The 14,351-nt window shown below is 72.6% G+C and carries 10 protein-coding genes; 5 read left to right on the top strand and 5 right to left on the bottom strand.

Going from position 1 to position 14,351, the window contains the following annotated elements; genetic code table 11:
• Positions 1 to 88 precede the first annotated feature (88 nt).
• The 4 genes from FHS37_RS35650 (at position 89) to FHS37_RS35635 (ending at position 4,953) form a co-directional block, all read left to right on the top strand.
• Entirely contained in the window at positions 89 to 1,336 is a 1,248-nt protein-coding gene (locus tag FHS37_RS35650) for a cytochrome P450 (RefSeq protein ID WP_184828997.1), read from the top strand.
• A 28-nt stretch (positions 1,337 to 1,364) separates the two neighbouring features.
• Entirely contained in the window at positions 1,365 to 1,589 is a 225-nt protein-coding gene (locus FHS37_RS35645) for an MbtH family protein (protein WP_184828995.1), read from the top strand.
• Positions 1,590 to 1,664: 75 nt separating this feature from the next.
• Entirely contained in the window at positions 1,665 to 4,133 is a 2,469-nt protein-coding gene (locus FHS37_RS35640) for a penicillin acylase family protein (RefSeq protein ID WP_184828993.1), read from the top strand.
• A gap of 7 nt (positions 4,134 to 4,140) precedes the next feature.
• Complete coding sequence (locus FHS37_RS35635; protein WP_184828991.1) at positions 4,141 to 4,953, top strand: alpha/beta fold hydrolase; 813 nt, start codon at positions 4,141 to 4,143, stop codon at positions 4,951 to 4,953.
• Positions 4,954 to 5,020: 67 nt separating this feature from the next.
• Here the strand turns inward: FHS37_RS35635 and hisC are convergent, their stop codons facing one another.
• The 5 genes from hisC to FHS37_RS35610 form a co-directional block, all read right to left on the bottom strand.
• Positions 5,021 to 7,138 (bottom strand): histidinol-phosphate transaminase, encoded by a 2,118-nt coding sequence (hisC, locus tag FHS37_RS35630; protein ID WP_184828989.1) that lies wholly within the window; start codon positions 7,136 to 7,138, stop codon positions 5,021 to 5,023.
• Between the two features lie 67 nt (positions 7,139 to 7,205).
• The gene (locus FHS37_RS35625; RefSeq protein WP_184828987.1) at positions 7,206 to 9,956 is read right to left on the bottom strand and encodes a ferritin-like domain-containing protein; all 2,751 of its coding nucleotides are present in this window, start codon (positions 9,954 to 9,956) and stop codon (positions 7,206 to 7,208) included.
• Positions 9,957 to 9,978: 22 nt separating this feature from the next.
• On the bottom strand, positions 9,979 to 11,196 hold the full coding sequence (locus FHS37_RS35620; RefSeq protein WP_184828985.1) for a cytochrome P450: 1,218 nt from the start codon (positions 11,194 to 11,196) through the stop codon (positions 9,979 to 9,981).
• Positions 11,197 to 11,471: 275 nt separating this feature from the next.
• Positions 11,472 to 12,281: an ABC transporter permease gene (locus FHS37_RS35615; RefSeq protein ID WP_184828983.1), complete on the bottom strand. Its 810-nt coding sequence runs from the start codon at positions 12,279 to 12,281 to the stop codon at positions 11,472 to 11,474.
• On the bottom strand, positions 12,278 to 13,222 hold the full coding sequence (locus FHS37_RS35610) for an ABC transporter ATP-binding protein (protein ID WP_184828981.1): 945 nt from the start codon (positions 13,220 to 13,222) through the stop codon (positions 12,278 to 12,280). Before FHS37_RS35610 ends, FHS37_RS35615 begins: the two co-directional genes overlap by 4 nt.
• Positions 13,223 to 13,496: 274 nt before the next feature.
• On the opposite strand from FHS37_RS35610, the gene FHS37_RS35605 reads away from it, so the two are divergent.
• Positions 13,497 to 14,327 (top strand): aspartyl/asparaginyl beta-hydroxylase domain-containing protein, encoded by an 831-nt coding sequence (locus FHS37_RS35605; RefSeq protein ID WP_184828979.1) that lies wholly within the window; start codon positions 13,497 to 13,499, stop codon positions 14,325 to 14,327.
• Positions 14,328 to 14,351: the final 24 nt, after the last annotated feature.

Raw genomic sequence — 14,351 nt, 5'->3', positions numbered from 1 at the left:
GGTGCTAGCGTCGGAGCATCGGCCGTCGACTCCCGAAAATCCGGTAACTCCGGTGACTCCGACCACGACGAACGGGGTAATCCGCGGCATGACGGAACTGATCCACGACGTGGACCTGGCGGACCCGCAGACGTTCCACTCCGATCTCACGGACTTCTGGAAACAGCTCAGAGAGCACAGTCCGGTGGCCTGGCACCCGCCCCGGGGGGACAACCCCGGCTTCTGGGTCGTCAGCCGCCACGCCGACATCATGGCGGTCTACCGGGACAACGTGAACTTCACGTCGGAGCGGGGGAACTTGCTGGTCACCCTGCTGGCCGGCGGGGACTCCGCGGCCGGCCAGATGCTCGCCGTCACCGACGGCCACCGCCACCGCGAACTGCGGAAGATCATGCTCAGGGCGTTCTCCCCGCGTGCCCTGGAGCGCATCGCGGAACGGGTGCGGGAGAACACCAGGCGGCTGGTGGCCGAGGCGGTCGAGCGCGGCACGTGCGACTTCGCCGAGGACATCGCGAGCCACATCCCGATGGGCACCATCGCCGACCTCCTCGGAGTCCCCGCGTCGGACAGGGAGTTCCTGCTGTCGCTCACCAAGTCCGCGCTGAGCTCGGACGCGGAGGACGCCGGCGAGGTCGACGCCCTCATGGCCCGCAACGAGATCCTGCTGTACTTCGGCGACCTCGTCGAGCAGCGCCGGGCCTCCCCGGGCGACGACGTGATCAGCGTCCTCGCCTGCGGCGAGATCGACGGCCAGTCGCTCACCGAGGACGAGATGGTCCTCAACTGCTACAGCCTCATCATCGGCGGCGACGAGACGAGCCGGCTCTCGATGATCGACGCCGTGCGCACCCTCGCCGGCCACCCCGCGCAGTGGCAGCTGCTGCGCGGCGGGGACGTCAGCCTCGGCACGGCAGCCGAGGAGGTACTGCGCTGGGCCACGCCGGCCATGCACTTCGGCCGCACCTGCCTGACCGACACCGAGGTGGGCGGCGTGCGCATCGCCGCGGGCGACATCGTCACCCTGTGGCACAGCTCCGGCAACCGCGACGAGGCCGTCTTCGACGACCCGTACGCCTTCACGCTGGGCCGCACGCCCAACAAGCACATCGCGTTCGGCTACGGCCCGCACTTCTGCCTCGGCGCCTACCTGGGCCGCGTCGAGGTGTCCGAACTGCTCTCGGCGCTGCGGACCTTCAGCCGGGGCTTCGAGGTCGCCGGGCCCGCCCGGCGCATCCACTCCAACTTCCTGACCGGCTTCAGCTCGCTGCCCGTGCGCTTCGAGCCGGACCCGGCGGGACTCGCCCGGTACCACGAGACGCGTGGCGCAAGCGTGTGACCGCGCCCCATCCGAGGAGGACACCCAGATGAGCACCAACCCGTTCGAGGACCCCGACGGCACCTACCTGGTCCTCGTCAACGACGAGGGCCAGCACTCCCTGTGGCCCGCGTTCGTCGAGGTACCGGCGGGCTGGCAGGTCGCGCTGAAGGAGACGGACCGGCAGTCGGCGCTCGACTTCGTCAACGAGCACTGGACCGACATGCGGCCCAAGAGCCTCGTCGAGGCCATGGAGAAGGCCGGCGCCGCCTGACGGACGCCGCCCCGGCACCCCCGTCCCCCCGAGGGACCCACCCGATTCGAACGAGCAGAAAGGGGGGCCGCACGCATGCCGCGCGTGACCCGGCTGCCCGCACGGACCCGCGGGGCACTCGCCTCGCTACTGGCCGGGATCACGCTGGCGGGTGCCACCGCCGCGCCGGCCGCGCCGGCACCACCCGACGGGCCGGCCGGCAACGGCCGGCCCGTCGTGATCCGGTACACCGAACACGGAGTCCCGCACATCAGGGCCGGCGACTGGCGGGGACTCGGCTACGGCTACGGCTACGCGTCGGCGACGGACAACCTGTGCGTCCTGGCGGACGCCTACCTCACCGTCCGCGCCGAACGCTCCCGCCACCTCGGCCCCGACGCACCCGCCGACTCCGGCCTGGGCGTCGCGGGCGACAGCCTCACCAGTGACCTGTACTTCCAGCGACTCAAGGACTCCCGCACGGTCGAGAGGCTGGTCGCGCAGCCGCCGCCCCTCGGTCCCGAACCCGAGGTCCGGCAGCTCGTCGACGGCTACGTGCGCGGCTACAACCGGTACGTGGCCGAGACCGGGACGGCCGGCGCCGACGATCCGGCCTGCCGCGGGAAGGCATGGGTAAAGCCCGTCACCGCGCTCGACGTGTACCGCCACTTCCACGCCGTGGCCACCATGTCGGGCGCCGGCACGATGATGGACGGCATCACCGCGGCCCGCCCGCCCGCGCCCGGCCCGTCCGGCACGTCCGCCACGTCCCCCTCGTCCCTCGAGGCCACGGCGTCCGGGCTGGGTGCCGCCGTCCGGGCCGCCCGCGGAGACGGCGAGCTGGGCAGCAACGCCCTCGCCACGGGCAGCCGCGGCAGCGGAGGCGACGCCCGCGCCGTGCTGCTGGCCAACCCGCACTTCCCCTGGCACGGAGCACGCCGGTTCTGGCAGAGCCACCTGACCATCCCCGGCCGCCTCGACGTCTCCGGCGCCTCCCTGCTCGGCTTCCCCGCGGTCCTCATCGGCCACAACCGCGACCTCGCCTGGACCCACACCGTCTCCACCGCCGCGACCTACGGCCTGTACGAGGTGCCGCTCGTCCCCGGCGACCCCACCCGCTACCTCGTCGACGGGGTGCCCGAGCCGATGCGCGCCCACCGCGTCACGGTGCGCGTCCGCGCCGCCGACGGCACCGAGGACACCGTCCGGCGGACGCTCTGGGAAACCCGCTACGGCCCCGTCACCGGCACGGGCCCCGGCGGCTTCCCGCTGCCCTGGACCACCCGCAGCGCCCACGTCCTGCGCGACGCCAACGCCGGCAACCTGCGCGCCGTCAACAGCTGGCTCGGCCTCGGCCGGGCCCGCGACACCGACGACGTACGCCGCGTTCTCACCCGCACCCAGGGCCTGCCCTGGGTCAACACCGTCGCCGCCGACCGCCGGGGCCGGACCCTGTACGCGGACCTCCAGGTCGTCCCGCACGTCACCGACGACCTGGCCGAGCGCTGCTCCACGCCGTTGGGGGAGCGGGTGTTCGCCGTCAGCGGCGTACCCGTCCTCGACGGAGGACGCGGCGACTGTGCCTGGGGCAGCGATCCCGACGCCGTCGAACCCGGACTGCTCGGTCCCGCGAGGCTCCCGATCCTGGCCCGCGACGACTACGTCGTCAACGCCAACAACAGCCCCTGGCTGACCAACCCCGCGGCCCCGCTCACCGACTACCCGCGCGTCGTCGGCGACAAGGGCACCCCGCGCAGCCTGCGCACCCAGGAGGCCGTCCTCACCGCCGAGCGGCGGCTGGCCGGCACGGACGGGCTGCCCGGGCGCGGCCTCACCCGCACGGCGGCGCAGCACCTCCTCTTCCGCGACCACAGCAGGGCCGCCGAACTGGCCGGCGCCGACGCCGTCCGGCTGTGCCGGTCGTTCCCGGGCGGCCTCGCGCCCTCCTCCCGCGGGCCCGTCGACGTGTCGGCGGCCTGCCCCGCCCTGGAGGCCTGGGACGGCACCTTCCGCCGGGACAGCCGCGGCGCGCTGCTGTTCGCCCGGTTCGTGCTCAAGGCCGAGGCGGTGCCGGGAGGCCCCTGGCGCACCCCGTTCGACCCCGCCGACCCGCTGCACACCCCGCGCACCCTGGCCGTCGACGACCCTCAGGTGCGACGGGCGTTCGGCGAGGCGGCCGCCGAACTGCGCGCCGCCGGGATCGCCCTCGACGCCCCCCTCGGGGTGCACCAGTACGTGGTGCGCGGCGGCGAGCGCATCCCCCTCCACGGAGGCCCGCACCAGGCCGGCGTCCTCAACGTCATCACCCCCCGCTGGGACCCCGCGGCCGGCGCCACCGAGGTCACGACCGGCACGAGCTTCCTCCAGGTCACGGAGTTCCCCGAACGGGCGGCGCCGCGCGTCTCCACCCTGCTCACCTACGCCCAGTCCTCGGACCCGGCCTCCCCGCACCACGCCGACCAGACGCGGCTCTACTCCCGCGGGACGTGGGTGCCGGAACGCTTCACCCTCGCGGAGATCCTGCGCTCGCCGCACCTGCGGACCGTCGTCCTGACCGCCCCCTAGGAGAACCATGCCCCTCGCCACCGTCAACGGCATCCGCCTCAGCTACGAGGACAACGGCAACGGCTCCGGTGAACCCGTCGTCCTGATCATGGGATCCGGCAGCGGGGGCCGCGCCTGGCACATGTACCAGGTGCCCGCGCTGACCGCCGCCGGCTACCGCGTCATCACCTTCGACAACCGCGGCATACCGCCCACGGACGTGTGCGCCGACGGCTTCACCGTCGACGACATGGTCGCCGACGTCGTCGCGCTCGCCGCCCGGCTCCGGCTCGGTCCGTTCCGCGTGGTCGGGACATCGATGGGCGCCTACGTCGCCCAGGAACTCGCCCTGACCCACCCGGACCTGGTGCGCCAGGCCGTGCTCATGGCCAGCCGGGCCCGCAGCGACGCCCTGCGCGCCGCGCTCGCCCGCGCCGAACGCGAGCTGCACCGGTCGGGAGTGCGGCTGCCCGCCCGCTACCAGGCCGTCGTCCAGGCGATGCAGAGCCTGTCGCCGCGCACCCTGGACGACGAACAGTCCGTCGTCGACTGGCTGGACGTGATGGAACTCGCCACGCAGAACGAGGCCGGCCGGGGCGCCCAGCTGGGGCTCGAGCCGATGCCCGACCGCCGCCGCGCGTACGCCGCGATCGGGGTCCCCTGCCACGTCATCTCGTTCGCCGACGACCTGGTGACCCCGCCGCGCGCGGGGGAGGAGCTGGCCGGGATCATCCCGGGCGCCGGCTTCGAGGTCGTCCCGGACGCCGGCCACTACGGCTACCTGGAGAACCCCGAGGCCGTGAACAAGAGCATCCTGGAGTTCTTCGGCAACGCCGGCTGACCCGGCGGAGACGAAAGGGGCGGGGCGGTCGTCACGACCGCCCCGCCCCTTCTCGCGCGAGGGCGCCTCACTCGGTGGTCAGCAGCCAGAGCCACGTCGACGGGGCGCCCAGCGGCTCCCGCCGCTCCACCCGCATCCCCGCACCGGCGAAGGCGTTCTCGTACGTCCTGCGGTTCATGATGGGCGTGTCCATGAACGCGTGGACCAGCTCGAACCCGACGGAGAACATCGGCAGTTGCTCCCGCCGCTCCTCCCACTCCTGGGCGACCGTGTCACCGATCAGGAACCGCCGGGCCTCCGGGAAGACCCTGCGCAGCGTGCGCATGACCCCCACGGGGTCGCCGGTGGCGTCGAACAGGTCGTGCATCATCAGGAAGCTGGTCACCAGGTCGACCTCGGGGAACGTACGGTCCGAGAAGGCCAGTACGTCCCCGTGCACGATCTCGATGCGGTCCGCGAGCCCCGCGTCGGCGACCCGCTTGTTCGCCTGGACGCACGCCCCCTGGTTGATCTCGATGCCGGTGCCGCGCCGGTGCGGGTGACCGTCGCACAGCCGCAGCAGCCGGGTGGCGTCCCCGCAGCCCAGGTCGGCGACCGCGCGGAAGTCGACGCTGGCCAGCACCTCCTGCTCGAGCGGCAGCATCAGCTCCCGGCCCACCTCGCCCGAGCCGACGGCGACCATCCCGCCGTCCCGGTCGACGTCCTGCTCGAACACGGAGGTCCCGCGGGCCAGTCCGGGCAGGCCCCGCAGCACCTCGTGGTAGCCGCCGACGCCCCAGGTGAAGAAGCCCCGCATCCGGACCAGCTCCCGGCCGGCCCCGGTGAGCGTCGCCGTGGGGGTGGGGCCGTTGGCCAGCTCCACGTAGCCCAGCAGCGCCACGACCCGCAGCAGCGGCATCAGCCCGGTGGCGTCGGTGCCCGCCCTCGCGGCCAGTTCGTCGACGGGGTGCCCGGGCCGCTCCGCCAGCCGGTCCCAGACCCCCAGCCGGGTCAGCGCGAACACCGCGTGCGCACCGACGTAGCCGTTGAACAGGTCCTCCGGGGCGACCGGGTCCAGCGTCGGCACGGGCAGCGCATCACGGGCCGCGCCCAGACCGTGGCCGCTGGAGGCGTGCGACCGGGGCGAGGTCAGCAGCTTGCCCAGCGCCTCGCAGAACCGGTCGGTGTCCTCGGCGGTCCCGACGGTCACCCGCACGTGCCCCGGGTAGCCGAACGGCGTCAGGTCGCGCACCAGGATGCCGTGCTCGTCGGCGAGCCGCGACGCGAAACGGGTGCTGTTCCCGGGGGTCTTGACCATCACGAAGTTGGTCACCGAGGGCACGTGCGTCACCCCGAGGGCGGTCAGGGCACGGCACAGCCGCTCCCGCTCCCGCGTGGTGCGCTCGCGCACCTCGGGGATGTGGTCGGGGCTGCCCAGCGCGGCCAGCGCGGCCTGCTGGGCGAGCCGGTTGACGCTGAACGGCAGCGCGCGGCGCGCGTCCACGATCCCCGCGACGAGGTCGGCCGGGCCCACCGCGTAGCCGGCGCGCAGGGCCGCCAGGCCCCAGGCCTTGGAGAAGGTCCGCAGCACCAGCAGTCGCCGGCCCGCACGGACGGCGTCCAGCGCGTGGTCGAAGCCGGGCCCCGCGAACTCCATGTACGCCTCGTCGAACACCGGGACCACACCCGTGCGTTCGCAGGCCGTCAGGATCTCCTCGACCGCGGCCGGCGACAGGACGGTGCCCGTCGGGTTGTGCGGGTTGCAGACGAACACCAGGCGCGCGCCGGCGTCCACGGCCTCCACCAGGGCGGTGGCGGACACCCGGTCGCGGTGCAGCGGCACGCTGCGCACGGTGGCGCCCGCGACGGCAGCCGAAGTGGCGTACCCGGGGAACGTGGACTCCGTGACGACGACCGTGTCACCGGGCCCGGCCGAGGCGAGGGTGACGAGCAGGACCAGTTCGTCGGCGCCGTTGCCGACCGCCACCATCTCCGGGGAGACGCCGACGTGTTCGGCCAGGCGCTCGCGCAGGGCGGTGGCCTCGCTGTCCGGGTAGGTGGAGCACCGGCCCTCGAGCTCCTTGGTGACCGAGGCGATCACGCCCGGGGGCGGGCCGTAGGGATTCTCGTTGCAGTGGAGGCGCAGCATCCCGTCGGCCCGCTCGTGCTCGCGGTGGAGGGAGTGCACTGTCGGTGGGCGGCTCACGGTGTCTCCTTTGACTGGAAGGGCCTGCATGCGATTGCGCGCGCCGGCTGCCCGGTCCGACGGCCGCTCACTGGCCGAGCTGGACGCCGGGCGACTGGAAGGCGGGCCCCAGAACGGTGCGCGCGCCCTCCGCGGAGGGAACGGCCAGCAGCTTCCTGGCCTCCACCTGCACCTGGAACATCAGCCCCACGGCGTCGTCCAGCTCCCCGGGGTGGCCGTTGAACACCCGGTTCAGGGCGGTGAGGAGATTGGTGTAGGAGGCGTCGCAGCGCAGGGACTCGCGGCGCCCGACCGAGCCGGCGGGCAGCCGGTAGGTGTCGGGGTCGTCGACCATCGGGTGGACCCCCTCGGGGTCGAAGGGGATCCGCGGGCCGGTGTAGCCCCAGCTGCCGTCGGCGGCGCGGGCGAGCTGCCGGCCCTCCACGATCTCGGCGAACATGTAGTAGTGGCCCAGCTCCCCGGGGTCGCCCAGGCCGTCGCCGTCGAGGTCGTGCGGGGAGCCCTCGCCCTGTTCCACGATCTGGTGGACGGCGAGCAGCGCCGACCGGCTGTCGGTGACCTTGTACAGCGTGCCCGGCGCGTCCGGCCAGCCGACCTGGCGCGCGGGATCGCCGGTGAACAGCTTGCCGTCGCGGTCGAGGCTGATGACGGCCCGGGCGATGCGGTTGTACAGCCAGGCGATGGTCTGCGGCTCGTACTCCGCCTTCGAGAACCAGGTCCGCAGGCGCTCCACGTCGTCGTCGTCGATGTGCCGCAGCTCTCCGTCGCGGGTGACGCGGACGCTCTGCGGGGAGATCACGTGCCCCTTGAACGGCTTGCCGTCCACCATGGGGTACTGCGGCTGTTCGATCGCCATGAACACGTCCCTGACGTGCTCCAGCGACAGCTTCCGCAGCCGCACCTGCAGATCGGGCAGGACACCGGCGGGCAGCGCGCCGGGGTAGGTCGGCACGAACCCGGGCCGGCCGATCCGCGGCTCGCCGCCGACCGCGTTGAGGAGGTTGCACACCTGGGCCATGTGCTGCATCTCCTCGCGCACCACGGTCCGGATCAGGTCGACGATCTTCACGTTGTGACCCGGTTTCACGGACAGCAGGGCGGCCAGGTACGGCGGGATGGTCGCCAGCTCCACCAGCATCGCCTGCTGGAGGATGTCCCTCAGCTCCTCGACGCTGGTGATGTCGAGCAGTTCGGGGTGGGGTCCGCTGTCCAGCCAGCTCACTATCATGTCTCGCTTTCCTGGGGAGAGGTCCCGGGTGACCGGCATGTGGTTGGGGGAGTCCGGCGGGGCCAGCAGGGTCCGCCTGATGTAGGTGCGGTAGCGCAGTACGTCGTTGTAGTTGGCCAGGTCCAGCACGTCCCGCATGACCGGATAGAGGTTGGCGTACTGCTGGAAGACCGGCCGGACGTCCCGCAGCCAGGTCGGCCGTTCGGGAGCGCGGTAGGCGTCGAACACGCGGACCGCGAGCTTGCCGTCGGGTTCGCCCCTGCGGTGCAGCGGCCCGTACGCCACCTCGGCCAGGGCCCCGTCGACCGCCCGGCGCGGATTGCCGGGGTCGGTGCCGGTCAGCGTCACCCGGGCGCGGCCCCGGGCGTCCGTGACCACCTCCTCCGGCAGCGACACCGGCCGCGGCCCGGAACCCGCGTCGAGGAACAGCCGTACACCCGCCGCCGGGCGGCCGTGGCGGGTCGCGTACAGGGTGGTGCCGGCGCTCTCCTGCGGGGTGCCCGGGTGGAGGCGGAGCACGGAGCCGTCGGCGTGCACCCAGGAGGCGTCGGCGTTCTCGGCGAGCAGCGTGGCCGGTGTGTCGCCGGCCGACACCACCGCGAGACGGCGACGGCCGGCCAGGGCCAGCTGCGCGCGGTCGAGGCGGACCGTGGCGATGCCCGCGCTGCGCTCGTAGAAACCGCGGTCGATCCCGTCGAGCGGGGCGAGGACCTGAGGGCGGGCGTCGTCGTCCAGCACGGCCAGGGCGAGCGGACCGACGTCCTCGAGCGGCCCGCCGCGCCCCTCGGCGCGGATGCTGTTGGCCAGGTCGACGAAGACGGTGCCGGAGGGTTCGTCCACCCGGCACGGCGCGTGGAACAGCGGACTGCGGTCGCCGGCCCTGCGCAGTCTGCGCCCGGCGAGGAACCGGCGAGGTTCGCCCTCGAAGTGGGGGCCGACGGAGCCGACGACCCGGCCGAAGGTGAGGTTGTCCGGCCAGTGCTCGACGCCGTCCTCGACGGCGTCCATCGTCATCTTGACCGACAGCATCCCGTCCTGGGTGAGCCTGCGCAGGGCCCGCAGGAAGGGGGAGGCCAGGCGCTCGGCCCAGGTCACGCCGGTCAGCACCGACTGGTACGTGCCGGCGATGTCCGGCCGCCCCGAGGGCAGGTCGGCGCGCGGCCACATGTCTTCCACCGCGGACGGAAGGAAGTCGCCGCGCAGCAGTTCGTCCCCGTCCGCGTCGACCAGCCGGGGCCGCCAGCCGTAGATCTCCGGGACCGTCTGGTTGTGCGGGTCCAGGTCGACCATCTTGCCGTTGGTGCGCACGTCGTCGTCGACGAGGCGCCCGCCGACGACCGGGTCCCCCCGCCTGTCGGTGAGTTGGCGGCCGTCCGGCAGGCAGACGCTGGTGACCACCACGTCCACCAGCCGCAGCGTGCCGGGGCCGCGCGGGTTCCACAGCCCGTTGACGTCGGGCAGGTCCATCCGCCACTGGAAACGCGGCTCGAACAGGTCGTTGTCGAAGTACTGCGGCACGTTGTTGGCCGTGGCCACGTCGGTCTGTATCGTCCCGGCGAAGTTCAGCCGGGGAAAACCCAGGTACGACACGGGGTGTTCGTCCCTCCCGGGGCTAGCGGCCCGCCGGGGCGGCCCAGCGCACGTTCACCGGGAGCCGCGCCGGAGCGAGGTTCACCCTGGGCGCCGGGTAGGACAGTGGTTCGTCACGCGCGACGGCCACGTGCGAACAGCGGTCCATCAGCAGGGACACGGCAATCTCGGCGACCACCCGGGCGAGCGGCGCGCCGAGGCAGAAGTGCATGCCGTGCCCGAAGCCGAGGTGACGGTTGGACGTGCGGTGCAGGTCGAACCGGTCCGGGTGCGGGAACTGCACCGGGTCCCAGTTCGCGGCGGCCGTCCACACGACGACGGGCGCGCCCGCGGGCACGGTGTGTCCGCCGACCTCGGTGTCACGGGTCGCGAGCCGCAGAGCGCGGGGGAGGGGCCCCCGGTAGCGGAAGACCTCCTCGATGGCCCCGGGCAGCAGCTTCCGGTCGGTCCGCACCGCGGCCGCGGCGGCCGGGTTCTCGTCCAGGCAGACCACCAGGTTCGCCAGCAGCATCGTCGTGGTGTTGTGGCCGGCCAGCAGCATCACCGCCGCCAGGCTCACCACCTCGTCCTCCGTCAGCGGCTCCCCGTCGACCTCGGCGGCGGCCAGCCGGCTGAGCAGGTCCCCGCCCGGCTCCCGGCGGCGCCGCTGCACCAGTTCGTGCAGGTACTGCTCCAGCTGCTCCAGTTCCCGGCCCAGCCGCTCGGCGCCCGCGGCCTGCGCGGCGGCCGGGTCGGTCAGGGCCGATGCCCAGCTCTGGAACGCGCGCCGGTCGTCGTGCGGGATGCCCAGCAGATCGCACAGCACGATCATCGGCAGCGGGTACGCGAAGCGCTCCAGCAGATCGAAGGCGTCGGCGCCGTCCAGCCCGTCGAGGATCGCGGTCGCCGTCTCGGCCACCTGCGGGGCCAGCCGGTTCACCAGCCGCCGCGAGAACGCCTGGCTCACCAGCCCCCGGAACGACCGGTGCCGGGCCGGTTCCATCGTGAAGAAGCTGGCGGAGGTGAGCCGCTCGATGACCGGCGGGACGGCCGTCTCCACCCCGGCGGCCCGGCTCGCGGCGCGCATGTCCGCGGAGAAGGACGGGTCGGACAGCACCTGCAGCGCCTCGTCGTACCCGAATACCTGCCAGGCCCGCAGGGATTCGTCGAACATCACCGGGCCGTCCTGCTGCAGGTGCGTCAGCCAGGAATAGAACTCCGCCACTTCCTTGTCGAGGGGGCGGGCCTCGTGGTCTTCCATTTCCGGCCCAGCAGGCAGCATGTCACTCCACCAGAGAAATAAGAATTCAACGGCTGACAGGGCAACTGGAGACTAGCGCAGCTCCGTTGCCCTGTCAGTGGGGTTCATTCTCGAATTGTGTGGAGTAACGGTGCATTACCCGGCTGGTCGCCGGGGCCTGCCTGTTTCTTTTCGTCACCGCTTAAATTCCGTTCGGCGGTGGGGAAGTCCCGGGTCCCCCGGGGGATGTAGGGACCCGGGACGTCAGGGGCGCCCCGTGACAGGGGCGGGCGGCGTCAGGCGTCGCGGTTGCGCAGCACCCAGTAGCCGGCCGCGTTGGCGGCGAGGGCCCAGAAGACCAGCAGCGCGGCGGCCGCTCCGGGGCCGTAGGTGTCGGACTCGGAGACGCCCATCAGGGCCATGCCGGCCGGTCCCGGCAGGTAGTCGCCGGCCTTCTGCACGAACTCCACCGAGACCGACTGCAGCGTCATGGGCAGCACCAGCAGGACCAGGAAGCCCACCGTGATGGTCCCGGCCACGCTGCGCACGGCCGCGCCGATCCCGATGCTGATCATCCCGACCGCGCCAAGATACCCGCCCACGGCCAGCGCCTGCCGCACGCTCGCCCCGGCCGTCACCGGATCGGCGACGTCACCGAGCGCGACGACGGCCGAGCCCAGCCCCAGCGGCGCGACGACGAGGCCCGTCACGAACAGCACGGGGACCAGCACCACGCTCTTCGACAGCAGCATCCGGTGCCGCACCGGCACGCACTGCAACGTCCCGCGGATGCTGCCGGTCGCGTACTCCGAGGCGATGACCATCGTCGCCAGTGCGAGCACCGCGAACTGGCCCATGAAGACGACCCCGGTGCCCAGGTTCGCCAGCGGGTCCGTCGGCGGCTCGCCGCCCGAGGACTGCGCCGTCGAGGAGCGCGCGGAGACCCCCACGATCACCGTGTAGGCGACCACCAGCGCGGCCGTGGACGCCAGGGACACCCAGGTGGAGCGCACACCCCACAGCTTGGTCCACTCCGCCGCGGCGGCCCCCACCAGTCCGCCGCGGCCCCGTGCCGCCGCCGCCGGAGCGGCCTTCGTGTCGTTCATGCGTCCCACCCGCCTGTCACATTCGCGCTCCGAGCGGTGCCGTACTCGACACTGTCGGAGGTCAGTTCCATGTACGCCTCCTCGAGCGAGGGCTCCTGCAGGCGCAGTTCGTGCAGCCGGACGCCGGCCTCGTGCGCCAGGTCGCCGATCTGCTCGGGCCGGGCACCGCGCACGACCAGCGCGTCGTCCGCGGTGAGTTCGGTCCCGAAGCCCGCCGTCCCGATCCGCCGGACCAGGTCCGCGCGGTCCGCCGGGTCGGGGACCCGCACCCGCACGGTGCCCAGGGAACTGCGCTCGATCAGCTCCAGCACCGGGGTGTCCGCGATCAGCTTGCCCTTGCCGATGACGACGACCTGGTCCGCGGTCTGCTGCATCTCGCTCATCAGATGGCTGGAGAGGAAGACCGTACGTCCCTCCTCGGCCAGGGAGCGCGCGATGGAGCGCACCCAGCGCACCCCGTCCGGGTCGAGACCGTTCACCGGCTCGTCGAAGATCAGCACACCGGGGTCGCCGAGCAGCGCCCCGGCGATGCCCAGCCGCTGGCCCATCCCCAGGGAGAACAGGCCGACCCGGCGGCTCGCCACCGAGGTCAGCCCCACCACCTCCAGCACCTCGTCGACCCTGCGCCGCGCGATGCCGTTGCTGCGGGCCATGGACAGCAGGTGGTTCCGTGCGGTCCGCCCCGGGTGCACGGCCTTGGCGTCGAGGAGCGCGCCCACCTCCCGCAGGGGGTGGCGCAGTTCCTCGTACTGCTTGCCGTTGACCAGGGCCCGGCCCGCCGTCGGCCGGTCCAGACCGAGGATCATCCGCATCGTCGTGGACTTCCCCGCCCCGTTGGGGCCGAGGAAGCCGGTCACCCGGCCGGGCGTGATCTCGAGGTCGAGGCCGTCCACCGCGGTCACCGTCCCGTACCTCTTGGTGAGCCCGCTGAGGGTAATCATGCTCGCTCCCTGTCGCTGTGCCGATGTGACCACCGTAGAAATCGGTGGGGGTCCGGCACATCCGACGATGGCAATCGGTCGTCTACCACTTTCGTCGGGGCGGGCCGCAGCTTCCGGTCGGGACGCCGGCCGGCCCGCCGGGCCCTGCGCCCGGCCCGCGGCGCGGTGCGCGGTGGAGCGTTTTTCGCCCGGGACTTAAGAGCGGTGACTTCCGGGGCGGTTATCGACCAGCATGGCACGCGGTATCACCGGCCGACCGGAAGGAAGACGTTCCATGAAGGCCTTGTCCGTGTTGTCGGAACAGGTCGGCCGTATTCGCGCGCTGGATCCTTACACCCTGGATCTCGTCGGACGCGAGGCGCTGACGGTTCCCGAGAATCTGGCGACGGAATACGGTGAGTATCAGAGCGGGGGCTGGAAAACCCTCTCGCTCTACAACGACAGCGGCGACCCCATGGACGCCACCATCCGGGACTGCGAGGCCAAGGAGACCACGCTCCTGGAGCGCATGCCCGCCACCCGCGAACTGCTGCGGTCCTTCGGGCTGCGCTACATGTGGGCGCGCATCGCCCGCCTCCAGCCCAACTCCTTCCTGTGGGAGCACAAGGACTACCACGAGCTGACCGACGAGCGGCAGCACCACCGGCTGCACATCCCGCTGGTGACCAACCGCTCCTGCGCGCTGGTCACCGGCGGGGCACGGGTCCACATGGCGCACGGCCACCTGTGGTGGCTGATGCCGACCCACGCGCACGGCGCCTGCAACCTCACGGGCCCCGACCGGCTGCACATCATCATGGACTGCTACGGCGACGAGGCGTTCGAGGCACTGACCGCCGACATGGGCCTCGACGGCGTCCCCGTCGACCTGCTGCCGGAGCCCTCGAAGAAGGAACTCTCCGAGCACCTCGACCTGGCCGTCATGCTCGCCGGGATGGGCTACCACGAGGCCGCCGAGCACTCACTGCTGCGGCTCTTCTACCGCTACGCCATGCCGGACGGCACGGTCTACGACCTGATCGTCAGTACTTACCAGCGCCTCGGCGACGAGGAGCGGGCGGAGGCCTGGGCGGCCAAGAAGAACGTCATGCTCTGCCTCGACTGACCCCCACCCCGCACCGAGGAGGAA

Source organism: Streptomyces griseomycini (assembly GCF_014203535.1).
Taxonomy (GTDB): domain Bacteria; phylum Actinomycetota; class Actinomycetes; order Streptomycetales; family Streptomycetaceae; genus Streptomyces; species Streptomyces griseomycini.
Note: the sequence above shows the minus strand (reverse complement) of the source record. Positions and strands in the feature narration are given on the sequence as shown.

Coding starts and splice junctions, on each gene's coding strand:
- FHS37_RS35610 (WP_184828981.1), bottom strand. CDS start 13,222: ATGATTACCCTCAGCGGGCTCACCAAGAGGTACGGGACGGTGACCGCG.
- FHS37_RS35645 (WP_184828995.1), top strand. CDS start 1,365: ATGAGCACCAACCCGTTCGAGGACCCCGACGGCACCTACCTGGTCCTC.
- FHS37_RS35635 (WP_184828991.1), top strand. CDS start 4,141: ATGCCCCTCGCCACCGTCAACGGCATCCGCCTCAGCTACGAGGACAAC.
- FHS37_RS35605 (WP_184828979.1), top strand. CDS start 13,497: ATGAAGGCCTTGTCCGTGTTGTCGGAACAGGTCGGCCGTATTCGCGCG.
- FHS37_RS35650 (WP_184828997.1), top strand. CDS start 89: ATGACGGAACTGATCCACGACGTGGACCTGGCGGACCCGCAGACGTTC.
- FHS37_RS35615 (WP_184828983.1), bottom strand. CDS start 12,281: ATGAACGACACGAAGGCCGCTCCGGCGGCGGCGGCACGGGGCCGCGGC.
- FHS37_RS35620 (WP_184828985.1), bottom strand. CDS start 11,196: ATGGAAGACCACGAGGCCCGCCCCCTCGACAAGGAAGTGGCGGAGTTC.
- FHS37_RS35640 (WP_184828993.1), top strand. CDS start 1,665: ATGCCGCGCGTGACCCGGCTGCCCGCACGGACCCGCGGGGCACTCGCC.